Genomic DNA, 23,391 nt, shown 5'->3' with positions numbered 1-23,391 from the left:
ATCAATTGATGAGTAATATAGGCTAACTGGTACGAGGTTTGCTTAAGCAGTGGAAAGACCTGTGCCCGCTTGGGTATGGCCTACTTTCGAGGACTCAGGAACGCATTATGGAAGATCAACATAAAACTGCAGAGATGTCGCCTGCTCCGCAGGCAGTTGGCGAACTGCCGGCCCTTGATCCAAAAGGGGCGGCGCGCCGTCGCTTTACCCGCGCTGGGCTCGGTGCAGGCGGCGTCATCCTGACACTGCACAGCCAGCCAGGCATGGCGGCCGGTAGCCTGGCCACCTGCGCTTCGCCGTCCGGCTTCATGTCGATCAAGACCGCCAGCCACAACCCGGCCAATTCCTGCAGCAATAATCGTTCGCACGGCTACTGGAAAACCCATTCCAGCGCGTGGAAATCGCGTACCGGCACCAGCCCGACCACGCGCTTCGCCGACGTGCTGGCTGCGCGCGGCAGCTATTCCGGCCTGAAGAACTTCACGCTGCTGGAAATCCTCGAGCAACCGAACCCGGTCAAGGCCATCGACCGCAACAACGTGGCCATGCAAATCGTCACGGCGCTGCTCAATGCCCGTTCCTCGGCCATGTCCGGGATCCCGAGCGTGCTGGCAGAAGACAAAGTGGTGGCGATCTGGGACGAATTCAGCCTGAAGGGCTCGTACCGTCCGACCGGCAGCGCCACCCCATGGACCGGCGCACAGCTGGCCGCTTACCTCGAAACCACCTTCCGCTAGGCCCTCGTGGCGCGTTGCTGGTACGCATGAGAAGTGATCCGACCTGGCGCCTGGCCCCCGGCCAGCGCCTGATGCACCGCTGCCACGACGGCGAATGCGTGCTCTTCAACGACCTTTCCGGCGACACCCACCTGCTGGCCGAACCGGCCCTCGCGCTGTTGCAGGCGCTGCGCGACGCGCCGCAGTCCGCCGCCGCGCTTGCCGCTGCCGATCCGGCATCCCTTCCGGAGCTGGAAGAGGTGCTGGCCGACCTGGCGGCGCTCTACCTGATCGACGCACTGCCTTGCTGAGCACCGGCCTGCCCACCGTCGCCACGCTCGGCCGCCGCGAACTGGCCGCGCGCCTGCGCGGCCCCGGCCTGCGGCTGCAGACCGGCCCCTTCGTCACCTGCGTGCGCAGTGCGCTTCCCTCCCTGGCCGATACCCTGGCCAGCATGTATGCCGACTACCCGGTGCGCGACGGCGACAGCTTTGCCGATTTCGACGTGCGCCTGTCCGGCTCGCAGGGCCTGCGGCGCCCGGTGCGGCCCCAGGTCCACTTCCATTACGAGGGCATGGCGCCCTTCCAGCCGCTGCCGCTGGCGCAGGCCTTCCCGATGTTCGAATGGGCAATGAACTGGTGCGTCTCGAGCCAGGCCCATTCCTGGCTCGTCATCCACGCCGCCGTCGTCGAAAAGGAGGGGGCGGCGGCGATCCTGCCGGCGCCGCCCGGTTCCGGCAAGAGCACGCTGTGTGCCGCCCCGGTCGCGCGCGGCTGGCGCCTGCTGTCGGACGAACTGACGCTCGTCCGCCTGGACGACGGCCGCATCGACCCCTTGCCGCGCCCGGTCAGCCTGAAGAACGGCTCGATCGACGTGATCCGTGCCCGGGCGCCGGCGGCCGAATTGACGGTGCCCGTGCGCGATACGGTGAAGGGTACGGTTGCGCACATGCGTGCGCCAGGCACGAGCGTCGCACGCGCGCTCGAGCCGGCGGCACCGGCCTGGATCGTGTTCCCGAAGTGGGAGCGCGATGCCCCGGCCGAACTGGTGCCGGTAGCGCAGGCACGCGCCCACCTGCGTCTGGCCGAGAACGCCTTCAACTACAGCCTGCTCGGCGGGGCCGGTTTCGAGACGGTGGCGCGCCTGATCGAGGCCACCCGCACTGTTGATTTCCGCTATGGCGCGCTCGACGACGCCATGGACGTGTTCGAACGCCTGCTGGCGCAGCGCCGATGAGGCCGCTCCCTTTGCTGGTCGAGGTGCTGCGCACCCCCGCGCGCATGGCTGCGCTGGACGGGCCGGGATGGGAGCTGCTGCTGCGCCAGGCGCGCGCCGCCGGCATGGGGCCACCTTGTGCCTGCTGGCCGAGGAACATGGCATGGCCGACGCGCTGCCGCCGCTGGCCTGGCGCCGCCTGTGCTGGGACCGCACTGCACGGGAACGCCATGCGCGCGCGGTGCGCTTCGAACTCGGCCAGGTGCGGCGAGCGCTGGCCGGTACCCGCTTGCCCCTGATCATCCTGAAGGGGAGCGCCTATGTCGCGGCCGGCCTGCCGGCGGCGGCGGGCCGGCTGTTTTCCGACATCGACATCCCGGTGCCGCGCGAGCGCCCGGACGAAGTCGAGAGTCTCCTGATGCTGCACGGCTGGGCCGGGACCCACCACGACGCCTACGACCAGCGCTACTACCGCGAATGGATGCACGAACTGCCGCCCTTGCAGCACATGCGCCGTGCCAGCGTGATCGACGTACATCATGCGATCCTGCCGCAGACGGCGGCGCAACGCCCCGATCCGGCGCGGCTGCGCGGCGGCGGCGCGGCCCATCGCCGGAAGTGACGGCCTGTATGTGCTGGCCCCCCCTGCGACATGGTGCTGCACAGCGCCACCCACCTGTTCTTCGAAGGCGAATACCACCATGGCCTGCGCGACCTGTTCGACCTGCACCGCCTGCTGTGCCACTTCGGTGCGCAGGAAGCGGGCTTCTGGGCGGCGCTACCGGCGCGTGCGCACGAACTCGAGCTGGCGCGGCCGCTGTTCTATGCGCTGCGCTACTGCGCGCGCCTGCTCGGCACCCCGGTGCCGGCGCAGGCCTTCGCGGCGCTGGCAGCGGCAGGTCCGGCCTGGCCCTTGCGCGCGCTAATGGATGCGCTGTTCGCGCGTGCGCTGCGTCCGTTTCATCCGAGCTGTGCCGGCGTGCTCGATCCGCTCGCCCATGGCCTGTTATATATACGCGGTAACTGGCTGCGCATGCCGCCATGGATGCTGTCGCGCCACCTGTTTCATAAAGCATTCCTGGCGCCGCGCGCCGAGCCGGTGCGCTAGCGCAAGCGGCTGCCTGTGTCCGCAATGCGGGCCTGCAAAGCGGCTCCGTGAAGCGGGCGCTGTCTATTCAGTAATGCACGGGCCAGGCCCGTGCCGAACCGACGAGGTGACGAATGGAAGCAGAACGGGAAGCAGAGCGGGAAGCACCAGCCAGGCCGCAGGACCAAACAGCGGCGGCACCGGCCGCAGTCCCGGCCGAAGCAGCAGCCGACCAGGGTTTGGTGCGCCTGCACGACCTGCAGCAGTTTCTTTCCAGCGGCAGCCTCGAAGACAATCTTGACGGCCAGGCGACCCAGACCGCCCGCATGCTCGGTGCCGACAGCTGCTCGATCATGCTGCTCAGTAGTGGCAGCGGCGAGGCACCGCGCCTGCGCGTCCATGCGCGTGCCAACCTCGCGCAGGGAAAGGATGCGCCGGAAGCGGTTCCGGATGCGGTGTTCGCATCGAGCATCGGCCGCGGCGAGGGCATTTGCGGCCAGGTGCTCGCCAGCGGGCGCGCGCTGCTGGTGGAAGACATCGGCAGTTCCCCCTACGCCCTGCTGGCGCGGCGGCCGCTGGCACCGGGGCGCAGCCTGATGTCGGGACCGATTCCGATCGATGGCCGTATCGTCGGCGTCGTGAATGTGTCCGGCATGTCCTTCCGCCAGGCCGACCTGCTGCTGCTGGAGGTGATCTGCCAGTTCATCGGCAAGACCATCCAGGTATCCCAGTTGCAGCGCCTGCTCGACTCGCGTTTCGCCCAGCTGGCCCTGGCGCGTGAAGCCGAGGCCGAGGGTGCGGCGCGCACCGTGTACCGGAATCCCGAAGAGGCGGCCCGGATCCTGGCGCGCTCGTTCTACCGCGAACTCACCCGTGCCGGCTTCGACGTGCCGCAAATCGTACGCGCAGCGAGCGAGTTAATCGGGCAATTGAATAACAAATTGCACCAAGAAAAGTAAATGGGCGTGCCACCCGGAAATAACTTGCATTAAGAAAATTTGAAATTCCAATTATCGTTTCAATTGAGAAATGTTATGTCGAAAGTTTTTACATTGTTGTTGATATTGCTCTAAATGCTTATGCTAAGTGGTTGATTTTAAAGAGTCCTGATGAGCTGGCACGGCGCTTGCTATATGTTGAGTGTGTTTGCCCAACCGATCAACTTAATCGAGGATTGAAAATTATGAAATTTCTGAAGAAAATGGCTTGCGCCGCTGCTGTTGCAATGTCTTTCGCTGGTGCCGCTAACGCAGAAGTCGTGCTGAACGATTGGGTCTTCAACCCGAACGGCGGCGGCTTCGAAAATGGCCAGGAAATCGGCGAATACCTGGACATCAACGGCCAGTCGTTCATTCAGCTGACCCCGACCGGCGGCAACAGCTTCTCGTTCGTCGAGCACGCTGTGTTCAACATCGTCCAGGCTGACAGCAACGGTAAACTGTTCCCAGTGAACTTCCCAGGCGGCAACATCACCGCAACCTTCGAAGGCTTCGGTACCGGCACCCTGGGCAGCGGCTCGACCAACGGTTCGTTCTCGTTCACCGGCGGCACCATCCGCATGTACCAGAACCCAACCAACAACCAGTACGGCGGCACCGAGGGCTTCTACGGCGCGAACCTGGGCAACCTGATCGCTTCGTTCGACGTGCTGGCTGGCGGCGGCGGCCAGGTCGATGCAAGCGGCAGCCCAATCGCCAACGGTCAAGTGAGCGTGTTCGCCAAGGCTGACGCCGGCGACCTGGCTCCAGGCTACTTCTTCCGCGGCAACGGCGACGACCTGTCGATGGAATCGATCATGTCGTTCGCGTTCACCAACGCTAACCCAGTGAACAACCCGAACAGCAGCGGCACCGAAAACCTGGTCGCTGAAGTTGCTTGCCAATACGCTGGCTTCACCGGCGCCGGCTGCAACGGCTCGGCTTACGCCAACGCTCCTGGCCAGTACTTCTTCGTCTCGAACAACGGTCAGTTCAAACTGGCTGAAGTTCCAGAACCAGGCTCGCTGGCCCTGTTCGGCATCGCCATGCTGGGCGCTGGCGTCGTCAGCCGCAAGCGCGCAAAGAAGGCCTAAGTCTTCTGACTGCATGACTGCATGAGAAAGAGCGGGCTTGCCCGCTCTTTTTCTTTTGTCCTTTCATTGTCGCAAGCGCCGATGGCGCCAGGCAGCGGGGACAATGAAAAGCGGCGGTGCCCATCGGGTCACCGCCGCTTTTTTGATGTGCGCGCCTGGTCGCCCGTGCTACCTGCTCAGCGTTTCATCAGCTCCGCCAGCGGGCGCCGTACCGAGCGCGCGTCGGGCGCGGGACCGTAGCCCAGGCGTCCCATGTACACCGGGTGCAGCGCGTCGTTGAAGATCAGCGCTTCGGTCTGTTTCTGCAAGGCTTTCGCCGCGCCCTCCAGCTTGGGGCGAGCCGTAAACCGGGTGCCTTCGCGCGCGTATTTCGAGAAAATCAGCGGCGTCATTTCCGGCTGCATGTAGAGGCCGAGGGTGGTCATGGTCAGCCAGAAGCGCTGCAGCGCGCGGCCGGCCGCGACGTAGTCGTCGATCGACTTCGGTGCCTGCTTTGCCTTGAGCACGAAGTGGGCGGCGCAGGCCATGCCGGGCGCCAGGTCCATCTGCAGGCGCGGCGCCCAGGTGCCCATCAGGGTGTTGACGGTATTCATGCGGCGCCAGCTGACCATCGCCCATTTCATCAGGTGCAGGGTCATGGCGTCGACCCCGAGCGCGCCGGCCGGTACCTTGTCCGGGCTGTGCTTGCGGTTTTCCCAGTCGATGATGCTGCGGTGGGTCTCGAAAGCCTCCGGCATCGTCAGGCGCAGCTTGGCGTTGTTGAACATCAGGCGCGCGGCTTGCCACTTCTGGTCGCGGCTTTCCAGCCAGGTGAGGGCGTAGCCGGGTGCGACGGTGGCTTCGAGCAGGCGCTTGTGTTCGGCCGTGAGCGGCGTGGTGCGCATCGGCCGGCGCTGCACGGTGCGCTGCGTGATCGCGTCGATCAGCGGGCTGCGCCCGACGGACGGGTCGGTCACCAGCCGCACGTCGAAGATCGGATGGGTGTCGCGTCCCTCCGGCCGGCGCGTGACATCGGCGCGCAGGCCGTGGCCGCTGGCGGCAACCGCGATCGTCTCGAGCAGGGTACCGAAGGCGATCTGGCTCGGATGGCCGTCGAGGTCGTAGACGCAATGGTCGCGCGTGTCATAGGCATGCACGACGATGTGCTCGGGCGCGGCGATTTCGAAGCGCCAGGTCTGCATGTTGTCGCCGCTGGGCGCCCAGCGCGCCAGCTCGAGGATCTGTTCGGCGATGTTCGGTCCGCTCATCATGCTGCTCCCGGTTGTGTGCCTGCCTGTGCCCGTGCCGCGGCCAGGTCCTTGGCCAGTTGCTTCTTGCCGATCCTGATCATCAGGCGGTGCAGGGGATTCCTGTTGCCGCCCGGCCGCCAGGTGCGTACCAGTTTGTTACGGTAGGCGTCGAACTGGATGCCCCAGGGCGCGGCCAGCACGCGGCCGCGGCCCAGCAGGATTTTCAGCGCTTCGGTGCCCATCACGCCGGCGCACAACTGGCAAGCCATGATGGTCGACGGGCCGCGCCGCTCGGCAAAATTGACCGCTTCCGGTACCACCAGATACGGGCGGTGCAGCCCGGCCGGCGCCAGGCCGACGACAAAATGCACGGCCTTGTCCGTTTCCGGCAGATCGCCCCACTGGAAATATTCCTCGAACGTCATCTGCCCTGGCAGGAAGTTGAGCAGGGCTGCGCCCATGCCCAGCGGCGCCACGGTGCTGGCCGGGATGCCGAGCCGCGCGCACAGGGCGAAGGTCTTCTGGCGGATGTCGAAGGCGAAGAAGTCGAGCGCGTCGACGTACATGTCGGCGCCCTTCAGGAAGCTTTCCAGGTTGCCGTCGTTGATGCCCTCGGCAAACACCTCGACCTCGCACTCGGGGTTGATGTCGAGCAGCATGCGGCGGATGACCTCGACCTTCGGCTGGTCCAGGGTCGACACCATGGCGCCGACCTGGCGGTTGAAGTTGGGAACGTCGAAGGTATCGAAGTCGGCGATCCGGAATTTCGTGATGCCCAGGCGTGCCAGCGTGAGCGCGTGCACGCCGCCGACACCGCCGCCGCCGGCAATGGCGACCCGCTTGTTTCGCAACAGCGCCTGCTCGTCTCGGGTTACCCAGCCAATATTGCGAGAAAAAGCCTGCTCGTAGCGAAAAGGAGTGGTCATTTGATCAAAAGCGGGGAAGCCGTGAAAAAGGAGGGCCGCCGGCACGCCAGGCGCCGGCGTCGGGCGGATTTATGCGACTTGCTGTTCGTCGATGCGGCGCAGGCGGTTGATGATACCTTGCTCTTCGCGCGGGGAGAAAAAATACGGATAAAACGAACGTTCGGCCATCCCTTCGCTGAAGGTGCCTCCGAGTTTTTGAATCTGCTCGGTGACATACGACAGCTCGATACGCAGCAGATAGGCCGGCGCATTCACGCGCGGATTGTCTTTCAAATCGCCTTCGCGCTTGAATCCGAGCATATGCTCGTAGAAGCGGCGATGGCGGGGATTGACTTCGATGACGATATCGGTGCAATCGTGGATATCGCGCGCGTAAATTACGGCCAGGTGAAACAGGTTGGCCAGCGAGGTTTTCGAGCGGACCGTGGGGTCGAACGCCAGCTTGGTGAATTCACACAGCTTGGCACCGCGCGCACGGTGCGCGTCGAGTTCTTCCTTGAAGATCTGGTCAGCCATCAGGCCGATGGGGGAATCGATACCGAGCGTCAGGGTGCCTACCACGTCGCCCTTGTCGGTGGCGGTCAGGGTAATGCGATTGGGATCGTCGCTGAACTGATGCGAGCCGGCATAGCCGCGCCAGGCATACATTTTATTGACCAGCATGCTGGCCGAATTACGTCCTTTCGCCGTATCGGTAAGCCGGATTCCATATGAATCTTGGTTCACGATAACATCCTCTAATTCTGAGCTCGCTATATTATCGCGATCTTCCGAAACATGAGCGTTCGATAGGAATTCGTCGGAACGGTCTTCACGTCCCTGCACGTCGTCGGGATTCGTCATCGCAGAACACCTCGGTTTAGCGGCACCGCCGCTGCACTGGTGGCACCTTGTGACGCTATGCCGCGCTTTTGCCCGGGACAGGAAAAGCGCGGTCCGGATTCATCCTAGTTTGTCAAATAGTAGACCGTTACAGGGTTTTTAGCAACGAACGGGCTTCCTCCAACTGGGGGAATGGACGGTTCTGGGCGAGCAGGGTTTCAAGCTCCTTGCGCGCCCCCTTCTTGTCGCCCGATTTATGCAAACCAAGCGCCACGTGATAGCGGATTTCCGGGGACGCCGATGCACCGGCCAATGCTTTTTGCAGCAGCGGCAAACCACGCTCCGTATTCCCCTGTTCGACCAGCATCCAGCCCAGTGTATCGAGGACGGCCGCATTCGTCGGCGCGACCTTGTAGGCCTGCTCGGCGGTGGCCAGCGCGCGTGGATCCTTCAACTGCTGGTAGGCCCAGGCCAGGTTGTTGAGCGCCGCACCATTGTTCGGGTTGCGCTTGACCATCTCCTCGAGCACGCTCGCGGCCGGCTTGTATTCCTTGGCCGCCAGGTAAGACTCGGCCAGGTACATATGGACCGGGACGTCGTCCGGATTGGCCTTGGCAAACTGCAGTACGCGCGCCTCCGCTTCCTTGTTCTTGCCCATCTGGCGCAGCAGTTCGGCGCTGCGGATCAGGATCGTGCCCGATTTGGTCACGCCCAGGGCCTTGTCGTAGGCGGCCAATGCCAGCTCGGGCTTCTTCTGTGCGCGATACAGGTCGGCCTCGAGCAGGAAGCCGATGGGCGACTTCGGATTCTGCTGCTGCACCTCGCGCGTCATTGCCAGCGCCTCGTCGGTGCGGCCGCGGCGCGTGGCCACGCCGATCTGGGCCACGCGTGCCTGCACCAGTCCGGCTGCAGTGCGACGGCGCGCTTGAGCGCTTCGGCGGCGGCGGCATCGTTCTTCAGCTTCTCATGGGCCTCGGCCAGGCGCATCTGCGCCAGTGCCGACTTCGGCACCACGTTGACCAGCTTGCTGTAGGTATCGAGGGCGCCCAGGCCGTCGTCGGTGGCCAGCTGGGCCTTGCCGAGCAGGTCGAGCAGTTCGGCATTGCCCGGGTTCGATGCCTGGAATTTGCGCGCCAGCGTCAGCGCCTTCTTTTCCTGCTTGGTGGCCAGGTAATGGCTACCGAGCTTCAGCACCGGCGGGATCGCGTCCGGGTTCTCGGCCTGGGCCTTCTCGAGCCAGGTCGTGGCGTCGTTGGGACGGTTGTCCAGCGCAGCCAGTTCGGCCAGCGCCGACATCGCGCCGAAGTTCTTCTTGTCCTTCTCGAGCAGGCTTTCGAAACGCTTGCGCGCCGCTTCCGGCTTCTTCTCCATCATGTCCAGCTTGGCCAGGTTGGCGGTCGCCGGGAAGAATATCGGTTTCACCTGCAGTGCCTTTTCGAATGCGGCACGCGCGGCCGGCACATCGCCCTTGCTCAGCAGGACGGTGGCCTTCAGGTTGTAGGTCTGCGGGTCTTCCGGCTTGATTTTTTCCAGCTTGCCGACCGCGGCCAGGGCCTTGTCGTAGTGCTTCAGGCCGAGTTCGGCCTGGACCAGCGCCGTGAGGGCGCGGTCCGATTTCGGATCGAGTTCGGTCGCGCGCTCGAGTTCGCCGATGGCCTTGGCGGTGTCGCCCTGGTTCAGGCGCGACAGGCCGAGCGAGGTGCGCACCACGGCCGCCTCCGGCGCCAGCTGGGCAGCCTTTTCGAAATAGGTGGTGGCCTTGTTGTAATCGTGCGCCTGCATGTAGGACTCGCCGGCCAGCGCCAGCAGCTGCGGATCCTTGCTGTCGTTCAGGGCCGGCGCCAGCGTGGCGACGGCGTCGTTCGGCTGCGAACCCTTGAGCAGCGCCTGGGCCAGCAGCTTGCGTGCGTGCAGGTTGCCCGGATCGGCTTCCAGGTATTTGCGCAGGTGCGACTGGGCCTGCTGGGCCGAGTCCAGGTTCAGCTCGATGGCACCGGCCAGCAGGATGCTCGGCAGGTGCTCCGGCGCGACCTTCAGGACTTTTTGCACGGATTCGCGCGCGGCCGCGTTCTTGCCCTGCGTGTAGTCGAGGAGGGCCTGGGCATAGGTCACGAGCAGGCCGTTCGGCGCGATCTTGCGCGCGGCCTCGATCTCGGTCGTGGCCAGGTCGTACTTGCCTTGGTTGATGCGGATATACGCCTTTTCCAGGTTGGCGTTCTGGTCATACGGACGCAGTGCCAGCGCCTTGTCGAACGAAGCCAGGGCCTCGTCCGGCTTGTTCATGCCGCGCAGCATGCCGCCACGGAACATCCAGGCGTCCGCATTCTTCGGGTCTTTTTCCACCGCCTCGGCGGTGTAGCGCTCGGCGGCGGTCACGTCGCGCTTGAGCAGCGCGTGGCGCGCCAGGCCGGTGAAGGCGGCGCCGCTGTTCGGCTGCAGCGCCAGCGCCGCCTCGTAGGCCGCCTTGGCGCCGTCGAGATCGTTGGTGGCGAGCATGGCATCGCCGCGCAGCGCCGTCAGGGGCGCCGATTTCGCCGCCATCTCTGGTTTGATTTCAGCAAGGATTTCCTTGAACTTGCCCTGTCCCTGCATGGCCTGCGCCAGCAGCGGCAGCGTGCGCTCGGCAGGAATGCCGAGGCTGGCCGCCTTGCGCAGCTCCTTGTCGGCCGAGACGCTGTCGCCGGTTTCCAGATACAGCGTGCCCAGCGCCATGCGCGCCTCGCCATCCTGCGGGCTCTTCGCCACGGCGTTCTTCAGCTGGATCAGTGCGGCCTTGCGGTCGCCCTTCTGTTGGTATTGCTTGGCCTCGGCCAGCAGGCTGGCGGTCGACTGGTCGCGGTTGCAGCCGGCCAAGCCGGACAGCAGCAGGGCGCCGGACACCACGGCGGTGGTGAGTTTCATCTTGGAGGTAATACGGGACATGGGTTCCTCAGGTTTTACGCAGTGCAGACGCCGTCCGGTAGCCGGTCGACGAGTTTCCTCACTAACAATAATACCTCATGGAATGGGTTGGTTCTCACACAATCGCGCACTGTTGCAGGCGTGCTATTTCTTTACGGAATGACAACGCTGGAGCAGGCCACGACGCCCCGTAGGGCCCGCCCGGCCAGGCCGCATGGGGATCCAGCGGCTGTTAAAGCGGCCTGAGCAAAAGAGCTGCGATGGAGGATAGACCCGTTTCGGCCAGCGGGCAAGCGATACGGCGCGCGCCCTCATACCGTGCGGCAACCTGCAGGTGCTCACCCGTGGAGCCTGCCTGGCGCCGCCCTGGCCAGGCGTGATGGTGAACGTTGAAACTACTCGTCCTTACCCTTGCGCAAGCGGCTCAGCAAGGCTTCGACGTTGTCGCCGACCGGCAAGCCGTGGCGGCGCAGCAGCTGCACGTGCAGCACCAGGTTTTCCAGCACCAGCTTGGCCGAGACGGCCAGCAGGGTCATCAAGCGGTCCTCGGTGCTGAAGTTTTCCATCGAAGCGGCCATCTCGCACAGGTGGCTGGCGACCAGCTGGCGCATATCCTCCTCGGCAAAGGGCAGGTCGGCGAAATCGATCGGGTCTTCCTGTTCGACTTCGTGCATCAGTGCGGCAAGGTGTTCCGGCTTGATCGGCATGCAGGGCTCCATGATGGGTCGGATCCATTGTAGGCCAGGCGCGGGAGAGGACGGCGCGCTGCCGTGCGGCGCGACGGAACAAAAAAAGGGAGCGGCAAGCCGCTCCCAAACGTACAGCTCTGCAGCTTACAAATCAAAAGCGGTACAACAGCGAGGCTTCCACTGCGCGGCCGAAGATCGGACGGGCGTTGATCGGGCCGCTGCTCTGGGCGCCGGTCAGGCGCGAATTGCCTTCGGTGAGGCCCAGTTCGTTGGTGAGGTTGGTGGCCGACAGGCGCAGTTCCCACTTGTCGCCGAACGTGGCCAGGGCGCCGATGTCGACGGTCTGGTAGGAGGGCAGGTAGGACAGGTTGGCCTGGTCGGCCCAGCGGTCGCCAACATGGGTGTAGGTGCCGTACAGCTTGACGGCGTTCTCGCCGAACGGAATGCGGTAGCTCGGCGTGAAGCGGAACTGCAGGTTCGGCTGGCGCTGGACTTCGTTGCCGCTGATGGCCGGATTGTCGCGGTACGTCGATTTCTGGTAGTCGCCGGTCAGGGTCAGCTGCAGGTTCTTGACCGGACGCAGCGCCAGTTCGAACTCGACACCGTGGCCGCGCGAGCCGCTCACCGAATTGAGCACGGCATCGGTCGTGATCTGCTGGAACGAGATGCCGGTAAAGTCGGTATAGAAGGCGTTGATGTAGGCGCTGTAGAGCGAATTGGCGGTCTTGAAGCCGACTTCGTATTGCGTGACCTTCGGATTCGGCACGCCGTTGCGGTCGTTCAGCGCGGCCTGGGTGCCGGCGTTGCGCATGTCGTCGAAGTAGATGAAAGTGTGGCCGGTATTGGCGCGCACGAACACACTGGCATCCTTGGTCAGCTTATACAGGCCGCCGACCGTGAAGGAATTGACGCTGTCGTCGCGCTCCAGCCGGGTGTAGTTGCCGGTCGCCATCGAGGTGCCGTTGTTGTAGACGGTCAGCGGATTGTTGTCGGTGTCGCCGGACGTCAGGTTCGAGACCGATCCTTCCAGGCTCTGGCGTTCGCGGCGCAGGCCGGCGTCCACGCGCAGGCGGTCGCTGATCTTCCACTCGTCGGCCAGGAACAGGGCCAGGTTGTTGCCTTTATAGTGAGCAACCGGCGCGTAGAACACATTGCCCTCCTTGCCGCCGCGCGACACGATCGTCCCGTTGCTCAGGCTGACGTCGATGAGGCGTGCGTTTGGTGTCGCCGTCATCAGGTGGCTATTGCCCAGGTACCACTCATCGTCCGACTTGTAGTTGGCGTAGTAGCCGCCGGCGGTGACGGTATGGCCCGGGAACAGTTCGCGGCTGACGCGCAGTTCGTTCGTGAACGAGCTCAGCTTCTTTTCCACCGACCACAGGCCGGCCTGCACGATTTGCTGGTTCGGATCGACCGCTGCGCCACCGTTGACATAGGTCATGCTGCCGGAAGTGGCAGGTGCGCCCGGGTTATGGGTGGCGTTGGCGGCAGCCAGGTAGGCGCCAGCGCTGAGCGGGTTGTTACCGGTGAACATCGAAATCGTGTTCAGGTCGCCGCTGAAATAATTTGCCTTGTTCGACACGTCCCAGCCGGCGATCCGCTGTTCGTAGTTGGCGCCCCAGACGGCCGCCTTCATGCCACGGCCCTCGGCCAGGTCGCGCTCGAGCGTCTTGCCCGGCGCGGCGTCGATCGTGAAGTGGCGCATTTCGTTGCTCATCAGGGTGCCGGTGAGCGGATCGAAGCCCGGGAAGGCGCTGATGGAACGGCCTTCGTTGCTGGAAATGAGCGGCACGCCGGTATAGAAGGCGTTCTTGTCGTCGGTGGCGCGCACGTAGAAGGTCAACTCTCCGCCCTCGAGCTTGCGGGTGAGGGTACCGGTCAGCTGGCCGCCGTCGTCGGCGGCAAACTGCGGATCACGCACACCCTGCGTCTTGCGATAAAAGCCGCCGAAGCTGCCGTACCAGCCGTCGGCGATCTTGCCGCCCACGAACAGGTCGCCGCGACGCAGCCGCCCGGTGCCGGTGGTCAGGCGAATGCTGCGCTCGGCAACGTCGTCGCCTTTTTTCAGGATGAAGTTCATCGTCGCGCCCGGCTGGCCGACGGAATAGATCGTGCTCGGGCCGCCGCGCAGCACTTCGACGCGCTCGATGGTGTCGTCCAGGCGGAAGGCCGAGGTGCCTTCGAAGAAGGACAGCACCGGCACCGGGTAAATCGGATTGCCGTTCAGCTGGACGGAGACGAAGGGCGAATCGCTGCCCGAAGGGAAGCCGCGCACCTCGACATTGGCACCCGACTGGCCGCCGGTCGCCTCGGCGTAGACGCCCGGCACCAGCTTGAGGACATCGGCGGTGCTGCTCGGCGAAGCCGATTTCAGCTGCTCTTCATTGGCGGTGGTGATCGAAAAGGCGGTGTCGATCTTGCGCGTGCCGCTGGCCGATGCCGTGCCGGTGACGACCACTTGCTGGATTTCCCTGGTCACGGCAGCGCTTGGCGCGTCCTGTGCGGCCGTTTGATCAGTGGTCTGGGCCCGGGCCTGGCCGACGAGGGCCAGCACGGCCAGGGCGGTGGCGGACAGCATGAACTGCTTGGATTGGGTCATGTGATTGCTCTCTTTTTTATGGTTCAAAATCCGTCTCCTGGACATCCGGGCCGAGCGATCGGCCGTTGAACGCGCTATTGTCACAGTGGTGTGGCGTGGCATTGGCGGGCCCCGTCGGCTGCAGGACTCCTGACAATATGTGTCATTGAATCAAGGAGTGACATCGATGTCAATAAAATTGTTATCGATGTCATTTAGGCTTCCATCACGGATTAAATCTGTCATAATTTGCCGCAGAGCTGTTTTTCTCACTGAGCACGCATGGCGACCAACAAGACAAGCGCGACGACCGCGGCACGCAAGAGCGAAGCCGGCACCACGATGGAAGACCTGGCCGCCCTGGCGGGCGTGTCCACGATCACGGTGTCGCGCGCGCTGCGCAACAGCCCGCTCGTCACCGACAAGACCCGTGAGAAGGTGCGCCGCATTGCCGAAGAGCAGGGCTACCGCCTGAATATCAGTGCGCGCAACCTGCGCATGGGCCGCAGCAATTCGGTAGCGGTGGTGGTGGAGATGACGCCCGTGAAGGGGCGGCCGATGTCGGATCCGTATCCGCTGGCGCTACTGGGCGGCATCACCGAGGAACTGACGACGGCCGGCTACACGGTCGTGCTGACCTCGCGCCAACTGCTCGACAGTGCACCCGTGCGCGGTGCCGACGGCATGATCCTGCTCGGCCAGGGTTCGCATGGCGAGGCCGTCAAAGTCCTGCAAAAGGCCGGCTTGCCGCTGGTGGTGTGGGGCGCGCCGGAGGCGAGCGACTCGTACGTGGTGGTCGGCAGCGACAACCACGCCGGTGGCGCCAGTGCCGCCGCGCGCTTTCGCGAGCAGCGCCGCCGCAAGCTGGTGTTCCTGGGCGACGTCGACCACGCCGAAGTGCAGGCGCGCTGCGCCGGCTTCATCGAGGCCATGCAGGGCCACGGCACCGTCCATATCATCCGTCCCAAGGCCTTCACGTTCGAAGCCGGATTCGACAGCATGGTGAGCCTGCTGAAGAAGAAGGGCAGCGGCGCCGTCGACGGCGTGTTCGCCGCCAGCGATTTGCTGGCCATGGGCGCAATCCGCGCCCTGGCCGAACACGGTTTGCGGGTTCCGGACGAAGTGTCGGTCATCGGCTACGACGATACCCCCGGCGCCGCCAGTTTCGTCCCGCCGCTTACCAGCGTGCACCAGGACCTGCGCGACGGCGGTGTGCTGTTGGGCCGCAAGATGCTGGCGCTGCTCAACGAGGAGCCGGTTGCCTCCGAAGTACTGCCGACGAGGCTGATCGTGCGCCAGACCTGATTTCACCCTGATTCAACCCGAGACAGCAACCGGCAGGCGTGCGCCGCCCGCCGCTGGCCTGGCTCGCCCAAAAATTCGACGACGACATCGCTTAAGGACACGCCGTGCAGACAGCAGACCGCCCGACCTCACCTCTTCCAACCGATCCCTGGTGCATCCGCGAGAGCGCGTTCGACACCGCTTCCCATTTCCTGCGCGAGACCCTGTTCGCGCTCGGGAACGGCTACATCGGGCTGCGCGGCACCGGCGAAGAAGGCTATACCGGCCCGGCCGGCACGTCGCTCGACGGCACCTACCTGAACGGTTTCTACGAGTCAGAGCCGATCGTCTATCCGGAGTCGGCCCATGCGCTGGCCAAGGTCAACCAGTTCATGCTCAACGTCCCGAATGCCAAGGGCGTCGAGATCACGATCGACGGCGAGCGTTTCGACCCGCTGGCCGGCACCCTCGGACGCTACGAACGCGTGCTGGACCTGCGCAGCGGCGTGCTGGTGCGCGCGCTCGAGTGGACGGCGCCCAACGGCAAGCGCATCGCGCTGCGCAGCCGCCGGGTGGTCTCGTTCGCCAATAAACACCTGTTCGCGATCGAGGTCGAGATCACGCCGCTGAATTTTTCGGGATCGATCGGCCTGAAGTCCTTCATCGACGGCGCGGTGAAGAACCAGGAAGCGGGCGACGATCCGCGCGTCGGCTCGGCGGTATCGGGACCGGCCCTGCGCACGCTGTCGGTCGAGCAGGATGGTTCCTTCTCGGCCCTGGTGCAGCGCACCCACAACAGCGGCTTCATGCTGGTGAGCGCGATTGCAACGCAGGTGGACGATGCGCCCGGCAGCGCCTGGCGCGACGGCGAGCGCGCCGGCCAGGTGTTCGCCCCCGCGGCCGCCGAAGGCCAGCCCCTGCGCCTGACCAAGTACGGCAGCTACCACTCGTCGCGCGATTATCCGGAAGGCGAACTGCTGGCGCGCGCGCGCCAGACCCTGGCCCAGGCCCAGGCCGCCGGTTTCGAGGCCTTGTGCGCCGCGCAGGCGGCCTATCTTGCCGACTTCTGGGCGGGCGCCGACGTCGAGATCGCGGGCGACGACGCCCTGCAGCAGGGCATCCGCTTCAACGAATACCACCTGCTCCAATCGGTGGGCCGCGACGGCCGTACCAACATCGCCGCGAAAGGCGTCACCGGAGAAGGCTACGAGGGCCACTATTTCTGGGACACCGAGATCTATATCTTCCCCTTCTTCCTGTACTCGAAGCCGGAGATCGCGCGCAAGCTGCTGGAATACCGCTACGCCGGGCTGGAACAGGCGCGCGAGCGGGCGCGCCAGATGTCGCACGCGCGCGGCGCGCTCTACCCGTGGCGCACGATCGCCGGGAGCGAATGCTCGGCCTATTTCCCGGCCGGGACCGCGCAATACCACATCAACGCCGACATCGCTTATTCCATCAAGTCCTATTTCGAGGCCACCGGCGACATCGACTACATGGCGCAGGCCGGCCTGGAAATCGTGCTGGAGACGGCGCGCATCTGGCTCGGCATCGGCGTCTACGACCGCGCCGGACGCTTCTGCATCAACGAGGTGACCGGGCCGGACGAATACACGGCGCTGGTCAACAACAACTACTACACCAATGCGATGGCGCGCATGCACCTGCGCTTTGCCGCCGACATGGCCGGCCAGCTCGCCGCGGCGCGCCCGGCCGACTTTGCGCGCATCGCCGCCGCCACGGGCGTGACGGACGAGGAAACCGCCGAATGGCGCCGCGCCGCCGACTGCATGCACCTGCCGTACGACGGCAAGCTGGGCATCCACGAGCAGGACGACAGCTTCCTGTCGAAAAAGCCCTGGGATTTCGCCAGCACCCCGCGCGAAAACTATCCGCTGCTGCTGAACTACCACCCGCTGGTGATCTACCGCCACCAGGTGTGCAAGCAGGCCGACGTGGTGCTGGCGCTGCTGCTGCTGTCGAACGAGTTCACGCTGGAGGACAAACGGCGCGACTTCGACTACTACGAGGCCGTCACCACCCACGACTCCTCGCTGTCGTCCTGCATTTTCAGCATCATTGCCTCGGAAGTCGGCTACCACGACAAGGCCTACGATTACTTCATGGAGACGGCGCGCCTGGACCTTGACGACACCCACGGCAATACCCATTACGGCGTCCACACGGCGGCGATGGCCGGCACCTGGATGGGCGTGGCCTACGGCTTTGCCGGCATGCGCGTGGCCGACGGCGCGCTGCGCTTCGCGCCGGCGCTTCCCCGCAAGTGGCAGCACTACCAGTTCAAGGTCCAGCTGCGCGGCGCCCAGCTGCAGGTGCGCGTGACCGGCGCGGCGGCGCAGTACACGCTGCTGGCCGGCGACGCGCTGGTCTTTACCCACCTCGGCCAGGAGGTGTCGCTTACCCGCGCGGCGCCGTCGGCCCGCATTTCGATGGAGGCACAGGCATGAGCCGATTCAAAGCGGTCATTTTCGATCTCGACGGCGTTATCACCGACACCGCCCATTACCACTACCTGGCCTGGAAGGCACTGGCCGAATCCGAAGGCGTGCATTTCGATCACGCGTTCAACGAAAATTTGAAAGGCGTGGACCGCATGGGGTCCCTGAACCTGATCCTGGCCGGTTCGCCAAAGACCTACTCCATGGAACAGAAGCTGGCGCTGGCCGAGCGCAAGAACCGCCAGTACGTGGACCTGATCGCGACCATGGGCCCGGCCGACCTGCTGCCGGGGGCCCCTCGATGCGCTGGCGGCGGTACGCGCGGCGGGCCTGAAAATCGGCCTCGCCTCGGTCAGCAAGAACGCCTTTACGGTACTTGACCGCCTCGGTATCCGCGACCGTTTCGATGTCGTGGTCGACGCGGCCCTGATCGCCAACAGCAAGCCGCATCCGGAGATCTTCCTGAATGCGGCGGCGGCGCTCGGCGTGGCGCCCGAAGACTGCCTCGGCGTGGAGGATGCGGTGGCGGGCGTGGCTTCGATCAAGTCGGCGGGTATGTTCGCCGTCGGCGTAGGCAGCCCGGACGTGCTGACCCAGGCCGACCGCGTGATCCCGAGCCTGACTGAATTCCGCCTCGCAGACTACTGACACGCCCACTATCATAAAAAACGGGAGACAGCGTGAAAAACCAGCGCATTCTATTGGCCTTGTTCCTGATCTACTTCGTCTTCGCCATCCTGCTCAACAGCGTAGGCACGGTGATCCTGCAGGTGATCAACAACTACGACGTCAGCAAATCCGGCGCCAGCATCCTGGAAGCTTTCAAGGACCTGCCGATCGCCGTGGTGTCCTTCCTGGTCGCGTCCTTCCTGCCGCGGCTGGGCTACAAGAACGCGATGCTGGTCGCGCTGGCGATCGTCAGCGCCGCCTGTGTTGCCATGCCGCTGCTGCCCAGCTTTGCGACGACCAAGCTGCTGTTCCTCTGCGTCGGCATCGCTTTCGCCCTGGTGAAGGTGTCGGTGTATTCGACCCTTGGCCTGATCGCGACCGACCGCCGCCACCATGCCAGCATCATGAATACGCTGGAAGGCGTGTTCATGGTGGGCGTGCTGAGCGCCTACTGGGTGTTCGCCTGGTTCATCGATTCCGCGAACCCGAAATCGCCCAGCTGGCTGGGGGTGTACTGGGTGCTGGGCGGGCTGTGCGCGCTCACCTTCGTGCTGCTGGCAAGTACGCCCTTCGACGAGCGCGACGCCCGGCTGCCGGCCGGGCGCAGCCGCTGGGAGGATTTCTGCGCCATGTTCAAGCTGTTCGCAAAGCCGCTGGTCTGCGTGTTCGTGCTGACCGCCTTCCTTTACGTGCTGATCGAGCAAAGCGTCGGCACCTGGCTGCCGACCTTCAACAACGAGATCCTGAAACTGCCGGCGGCGATGAGCGTGCAGGTGGCCAGCATCTTTGCCGCCTGCCTCGCGCTGGGGCGCCTGTCCGCGGGCGTGGTAATGCGCAAGGTGCACTGGTACACGGTCATGAACGGCTGCGTGATCGGCATGGCGGCCATGGTGCTGCTGGCGCTGCCGCTCACGCGCGACCTGGCCGTTGGCGCCGACGTGAGCTGGTCGACGGCACCGCTGGCGACCTTCCTGTTCCCGCTGATCGGCCTGTTCATGGCACCGATCTACCCGGGCATCAATTCGGTCATGCTCAGTTCCCTGCCAAAGAACCAGCATTCCTGCATGACGGGCCTGCTGGTGATCTTCTCGGCGCTGGGCGGCACCACCGGTTCCTTCATCACCGGCTATGTGTTCGGCAATTTCAGCGGGCACTTCGCCTTCTACCTGACGCTGGTGCCGATCTCGCTGGTGCTGGTGACGCTGTTCTTTTTCCGGCGCCAGGTGGAGCGGACGGGGGAGGCCGTAGGGCAGGTGGCGTGATGACCCGCGCGGCATAAAAAAACGGGCACCCAAGGGCGCCCGTCTTGCTGCGAAAGACTGCGTCGCTTACATGTTGCGGCGGTACTGCCCACCCACCTCGAACAGGGCCGTGGTGATCTGGCCCAGCGAGCAGACGCGCACGGCGTCCATCAGCTTCTCGAACACGTTCTGGTTGTCGATCGCCGCCTGCTGCAGTGCCGCCAGTGCTGCCGGCGCCGCGTCTGCGTTGCGGGCGTGGAAAGCTTCCAGGCGCGTCAATTGCGACTGCTTTTCGTCGTCGGTCGAACGCGCCAGTTCGATCGTGGCCGGGGCGCCCAGTCCCTTCGGATTGCGGAAGGTGTTGACGCCGATGATCGGCAGCGAGCCGTCGTGCTTCTTGTGCTCGTAGAGCATCGACTCTTCCTGGATCTTGCCGCGCTGGTAGCCGGTTTCCATGGCACCGAGCACGCCGCCGCGTTCGGCGATGCGCTCGAACTCCTGCAGCACCGCTTCTTCGACGAGGTCCGTCAGTTCGTCGATGATGAAGGCGCCCTGGTTCGGGTTCTCGTTCTTCGCCAGGCCCCACTCGCGGTTGATGATCAGCTGGATCGCCAGTGCGCGGCGGACGGATTCGTCGGTCGGCGTGGTGATGGCTTCGTCATACGCGTTGGTGTGCAGCGAATTGCAGTTGTCGTAGATCGCGATCAGCGCCTGCAGCGTGGTGCGGATGTCGTTGAAGTCGATTTCCTGGGCGTGCAGCGAGCGGCCCGAAGTCTGCACGTGGTATTTCAGCTTCTGCGAGCGGTCGTTGGCGCCGTACTTGTCGCGCATGGCGACAGCCCAGATGCGGCGCGCCACGCGGCCCAGCACCGTGTATTCCGGGTCCATGCCGTTCGAGAAGAAGAACGACAGGTTCGGTGCGAAGTCGTCGATGTGCATGCCGCGCGCGAGGTAGGCTTCGACAAAGGTAAAGCCGTTCGACAGCGTAAAGGCCAGCTGCGAGATCGGGTTCGCGCCCGCTTCGGCGATGTGGTAGCCCGAGATCGACACCGAGTAGAAATTGCGCACCTGGTGATGGACAAAGTATTCCTGGATGTCGCCCATGACCTTCAGCGAGAACTCGGTCGAGAAAATACAGGTGTTTTGCCCCTGGTCTTCCTTCAGGATGTCGGCCTGCACGGTGCCGCGGACGTTGGCCAGCACCCACTCGCGGATCTTCTGCGCTTCGTCGTCGGTCGGCTGGCGGCCGTTGTCGGCCACGAACTTGTCGATCTGCTGGTCGATGGCGGTGTTCATGAACATCGCCAGGATGGTCGGCGCCGGGCCGTTGATCGTCATCGAGACCGAAGTCGACGGACTGCACAGATCAAAACCGTCGTACAGCACCTTCATGTCGTCCAGGGTCGCGATCGATACGCCCGAGTTGCCCACTTTACCGTAGATGTCCGGGCGCAGTGCCGGATCGGCGCCGTACAGGGTCACGGAATCGAAGGCGGTGGACAGGCGTTTCGCGTCCATGCCGGTCGAGACCAGTTTGAAACGTTTATTCGTGCGGAAGGCATCGCCTTCGCCGGCGAACATGCGGGTCGGGTCTTCGCCTTCGCGTTTGAAAGCGAACACGCCGGCCGTGAACGGGAAGGAGCCCGGCACGTTTTCCAGCATCAGGAAGCGCAGGATTTCGCCGTGGTCTTCGTACTTCGGCAGCGCCACCTTGCGAATCGTGGTGCCGGACAGGGTTTTTTGCACCAGTTTGGTGCGGATTTCCTTGTCGCGGATTTTGACGACGTAATCGTCGCCGGCGTAGGCCGCCTGCATGTCGGGCCACATGGCCAGCAGTTTCTTGGCGCTGCCGTCCATCGCGTTTTCGCGTTCGGTGATCAGGTCGTCCAGGATCACTTCACGGTTGGCGGCGGCCAGCATGCGTTTCGTCTCGCTCAGTTGCTGACGCTCGCGTGCCAGTTTTACCTGTTTCGACGTGTTGCGGTGGTAGCCGCGCACGGTGTCGGCGATTTCGGCAAGGTAGCGCGCGCGGGCTGGCGGCACGATGACATTCTTGCCGCTCGAATGCTTCTGGCCAGGCGCTTCCAGGCGCGACGGCTCGACCCGCAGGCCGAGTTCGGCCAGCTTCGGCAGAAGGCCGTGGTAGAGGGCGGTGACGCCATCGTCGTTGAAGCGCGATGCCTGGGTGCCGAATACCGGCATCTGGTCCGGGCTCATGCTCCACAGTTCGCGGTTGCGCTGGTACTGCTTTGCCACGTCGCGCAGCGCGTCCTGGGCGCCCTTGCGGTCGAATTTGTTGATGGCGATGAAGTCGGCGAAATCGAGCATGTCGATTTTCTCAAGCTGCGAGGCGGCGCCGAATTCCGGCGTCATCACGTACATCGAGGCGTCGACGTGCGGCACGATGGCCGCGTCGCCCTGGCCGATGCCCGAGGTTTCCACGATCACCAGGTCGAAGCCAGCGACTTTACAAGCGGCGATCACGCTTGGCAGCGCGGCCGAGATTTCCGAGCCGGCTTCGCGGGTGGCGAGCGAGCGCATGAAGACGCGGTGCTGGCCGTTCCACGGATTGATCGCGTTCATGCGAATACGGTCGCCCAGCAGGGCGCCGCCGGATTTGCGGCGCGACGGGTCGATCGAGATCACGGCGATGTTCAGGCGGTCGCCCTGGTCGAGGCGGATGCGGCGAATGAGTTCATCTGTCAGCGAGGATTTACCGGCGCCGCCGGTGCCGGTGATGCCCAGCGTCGGCACCTTCAAGGTGTCGGCCGTTTCCAGCACCTGCGTGCGCAGGCTTTCTTCGACCTTGCCGTTTTCGAGTGCCGTGATCAGCTGGGCCAGCGGACGGTGGCGCGCGGCGATGTCGCCCGCGTTACCAAGCTGCAGGGCATCGATGCTGGTGGGAGCGTAGCCGGACAGGTCGATGTCGCAGGCTTCGATCATCGAGCGGATCATGCCGACGAGGCCCATGCGCTGGCCGTCTTCCGGGCTGAAGATGCGCGCGACACCGTAGGCATGCAGTTCCTCGATTTCGGACGGGACGATGACGCCGCCGCCGCCGCCGAAGACCTTGATGTGGGCACCGCCGCGCTGGCGCAGCAGGTCGATCATGTATTTGAAGTATTCGACGTGGCCGCCCTGGTAGCTGGAGATGGCGATGCCTTGCACGTCTTCGGCCAGCGCCGCGGTGACGACTTCGTCGACCGAGCGGTTGTGGCCGAGGTGGATGACCTCGACGCCGTTCGACTGCAGGATGCGGCGCATGATGTTGATCGAGGCGTCATGGCCGTCGAAGAGCGAAGCGGCGGTGACGAAGCGCACCTTGTTGGCCAGCTTTTGCTGCTCAGGCAGCTCGAGCTTGGCGGCGGGGGTGATGTCGTTCATGGGGTTCCTTCAGGAAGTCGGAAGCGGACAGGTTCGATTTGTACGGTATATGACGTTAACGTTAACGTCAAGTTGGGCGTAAGGTTCGTAGGGTAGGCGGCTCTGCCGCCTACGCGTTC

At 64.5% G+C, this 23,391-nt stretch carries 18 protein-coding genes and 1 pseudogene; 11 read left to right on the top strand and 8 right to left on the bottom strand.

Translation table 11 applies throughout. The annotated features are described in order from the left end of the window. Positions 1–134: 134 nt before the first annotated feature. The 6 genes and pseudogenes from G4G31_RS03140 to pepA all read left to right on the top strand — a co-directional run bounded on the left by G4G31_RS03140 (position 135) and on the right by pepA (position 5,090). Complete coding sequence (locus G4G31_RS03140; protein ID WP_182990255.1) at positions 135–737, top strand: hypothetical protein; 603 nt, start codon at positions 135–137, stop codon at positions 735–737. 26 nt (positions 738–763) lie between these two features. After that, entirely contained in the window at positions 764–1,027 is a 264-nt protein-coding gene (locus tag G4G31_RS03135) for an HPr-rel-A system PqqD family peptide chaperone (RefSeq protein ID WP_182990254.1), read from the top strand. Beyond that, positions 1,021–1,953, top strand: a complete 933-nt coding sequence (locus G4G31_RS03130; protein ID WP_229425313.1) for an HprK-related kinase A — start codon at positions 1,021–1,023, stop codon at positions 1,951–1,953. Before G4G31_RS03135 ends, G4G31_RS03130 begins: the two co-directional genes overlap by 7 nt. Beyond that, positions 1,895–3,040 (top strand): annotated as a pseudogene (locus G4G31_RS03125) (nucleotidyltransferase family protein). Before G4G31_RS03130 ends, G4G31_RS03125 begins: the two are co-directional and overlap by 59 nt. Positions 3,041–3,153: 113 nt before the next feature. Then, entirely contained in the window at positions 3,154–3,978 is an 825-nt protein-coding gene (locus tag G4G31_RS03120) for a GAF domain-containing protein (RefSeq protein WP_182990253.1), read from the top strand. Between the two features lie 224 nt (positions 3,979–4,202). Continuing rightward, positions 4,203–5,090, top strand: a complete 888-nt coding sequence (pepA, locus tag G4G31_RS03115) for a flocculation-associated PEP-CTERM protein PepA (protein ID WP_308602571.1) — start codon at positions 4,203–4,205, stop codon at positions 5,088–5,090. A gap of 176 nt (positions 5,091–5,266) precedes the next feature. On the opposite strand, the gene G4G31_RS03110 is transcribed toward pepA, so the two are convergent. From G4G31_RS03110 to G4G31_RS03085, 7 genes are all read right to left on the bottom strand, one after another. After that, positions 5,267–6,337 carry a molybdopterin biosynthesis protein MoeY gene (locus tag G4G31_RS03110; protein ID WP_229425312.1) on the bottom strand — a complete coding sequence of 357 codons (1,071 nt, stop codon included), beginning with the start codon at positions 6,335–6,337 and terminating at the stop codon, positions 5,267–5,269. Beyond that, positions 6,337–7,245: a ThiF family adenylyltransferase gene (locus G4G31_RS03105; protein ID WP_182990250.1), complete on the bottom strand. Its 909-nt coding sequence runs from the start codon at positions 7,243–7,245 to the stop codon at positions 6,337–6,339. Before G4G31_RS03105 ends, G4G31_RS03110 begins: the two co-directional genes overlap by 1 nt. A 69-nt stretch (positions 7,246–7,314) precedes the next feature. Beyond that, positions 7,315–8,088, bottom strand: a complete 774-nt coding sequence (locus tag G4G31_RS03100) for an N-acetyltransferase (protein ID WP_229425311.1) — start codon at positions 8,086–8,088, stop codon at positions 7,315–7,317. Between the two features lie 127 nt (positions 8,089–8,215). Then, positions 8,216–8,953, bottom strand: a complete 738-nt coding sequence (locus G4G31_RS25030; protein ID WP_229425310.1) for a tetratricopeptide repeat protein — start codon at positions 8,951–8,953, stop codon at positions 8,216–8,218. Further along, positions 8,896–10,989 carry an XrtA/PEP-CTERM system TPR-repeat protein PrsT gene (gene prsT, locus G4G31_RS03095; RefSeq protein ID WP_229425309.1) on the bottom strand — a complete coding sequence of 698 codons (2,094 nt, stop codon included), beginning with the start codon at positions 10,987–10,989 and terminating at the stop codon, positions 8,896–8,898. Before prsT ends, G4G31_RS25030 begins: the two co-directional genes overlap by 58 nt. 374 nt (positions 10,990–11,363) lie before the next feature. Then, positions 11,364–11,675 (bottom strand): hypothetical protein, encoded by a 312-nt coding sequence (locus G4G31_RS03090; protein WP_182990249.1) that lies wholly within the window; start codon positions 11,673–11,675, stop codon positions 11,364–11,366. A 133-nt stretch (positions 11,676–11,808) separates the two neighbouring features. Continuing rightward, the gene (locus G4G31_RS03085) at positions 11,809–14,256 is read right to left on the bottom strand and encodes a TonB-dependent siderophore receptor (protein WP_182990248.1); all 2,448 of its coding nucleotides are present in this window, start codon (positions 14,254–14,256) and stop codon (positions 11,809–11,811) included. A gap of 261 nt (positions 14,257–14,517) precedes the next feature. Between G4G31_RS03085 and G4G31_RS03080 the strand changes: the two genes are divergently transcribed. The 5 genes from G4G31_RS03080 to G4G31_RS03065 all read left to right on the top strand — a co-directional run bounded on the left by G4G31_RS03080 (position 14,518) and on the right by G4G31_RS03065 (position 19,909). After that, entirely contained in the window at positions 14,518–15,540 is a 1,023-nt protein-coding gene (locus G4G31_RS03080; protein ID WP_182990247.1) for a LacI family DNA-binding transcriptional regulator, read from the top strand. Between the two features lie 104 nt (positions 15,541–15,644). Beyond that, positions 15,645–17,987 carry a glycoside hydrolase family 65 protein gene (locus tag G4G31_RS03075; RefSeq protein ID WP_182990246.1) on the top strand — a complete coding sequence of 781 codons (2,343 nt, stop codon included), beginning with the start codon at positions 15,645–15,647 and terminating at the stop codon, positions 17,985–17,987. Further along, the gene (locus G4G31_RS25025) at positions 17,984–18,358 is read left to right on the top strand and encodes an HAD family hydrolase (RefSeq protein ID WP_229425308.1); all 375 of its coding nucleotides are present in this window, start codon (positions 17,984–17,986) and stop codon (positions 18,356–18,358) included. Before G4G31_RS03075 ends, G4G31_RS25025 begins: the two co-directional genes overlap by 4 nt. Then, the gene (locus tag G4G31_RS25020) at positions 18,285–18,626 is read left to right on the top strand and encodes an HAD-IA family hydrolase (protein WP_308622190.1); all 342 of its coding nucleotides are present in this window, start codon (positions 18,285–18,287) and stop codon (positions 18,624–18,626) included. The genes G4G31_RS25025 and G4G31_RS25020 overlap by 74 nt, the downstream gene beginning before the upstream one ends. Before the next feature lie 32 nt (positions 18,627–18,658). Beyond that, positions 18,659–19,909, top strand: a complete 1,251-nt coding sequence (locus tag G4G31_RS03065; protein WP_182990245.1) for a sugar MFS transporter — start codon at positions 18,659–18,661, stop codon at positions 19,907–19,909. Positions 19,910–19,975: 66 nt separating this feature from the next. Here the strand turns inward: G4G31_RS03065 and icmF are convergent, their stop codons facing one another. Beyond that, the gene (icmF, locus tag G4G31_RS03060; RefSeq protein WP_182990244.1) at positions 19,976–23,272 is read right to left on the bottom strand and encodes a fused isobutyryl-CoA mutase/GTPase IcmF; all 3,297 of its coding nucleotides are present in this window, start codon (positions 23,270–23,272) and stop codon (positions 19,976–19,978) included. Between the last annotated feature and the right edge of the window lie 119 nt (positions 23,273–23,391).

It is taken from the genome of Massilia sp. Se16.2.3, assembly GCF_014171595.1.
Classification (GTDB): domain Bacteria; phylum Pseudomonadota; class Gammaproteobacteria; order Burkholderiales; family Burkholderiaceae_D; genus Telluria.
The sequence above is the reverse complement of the archived record's forward strand: the minus strand, read 5'-3'. Positions and strand labels throughout refer to the sequence as shown.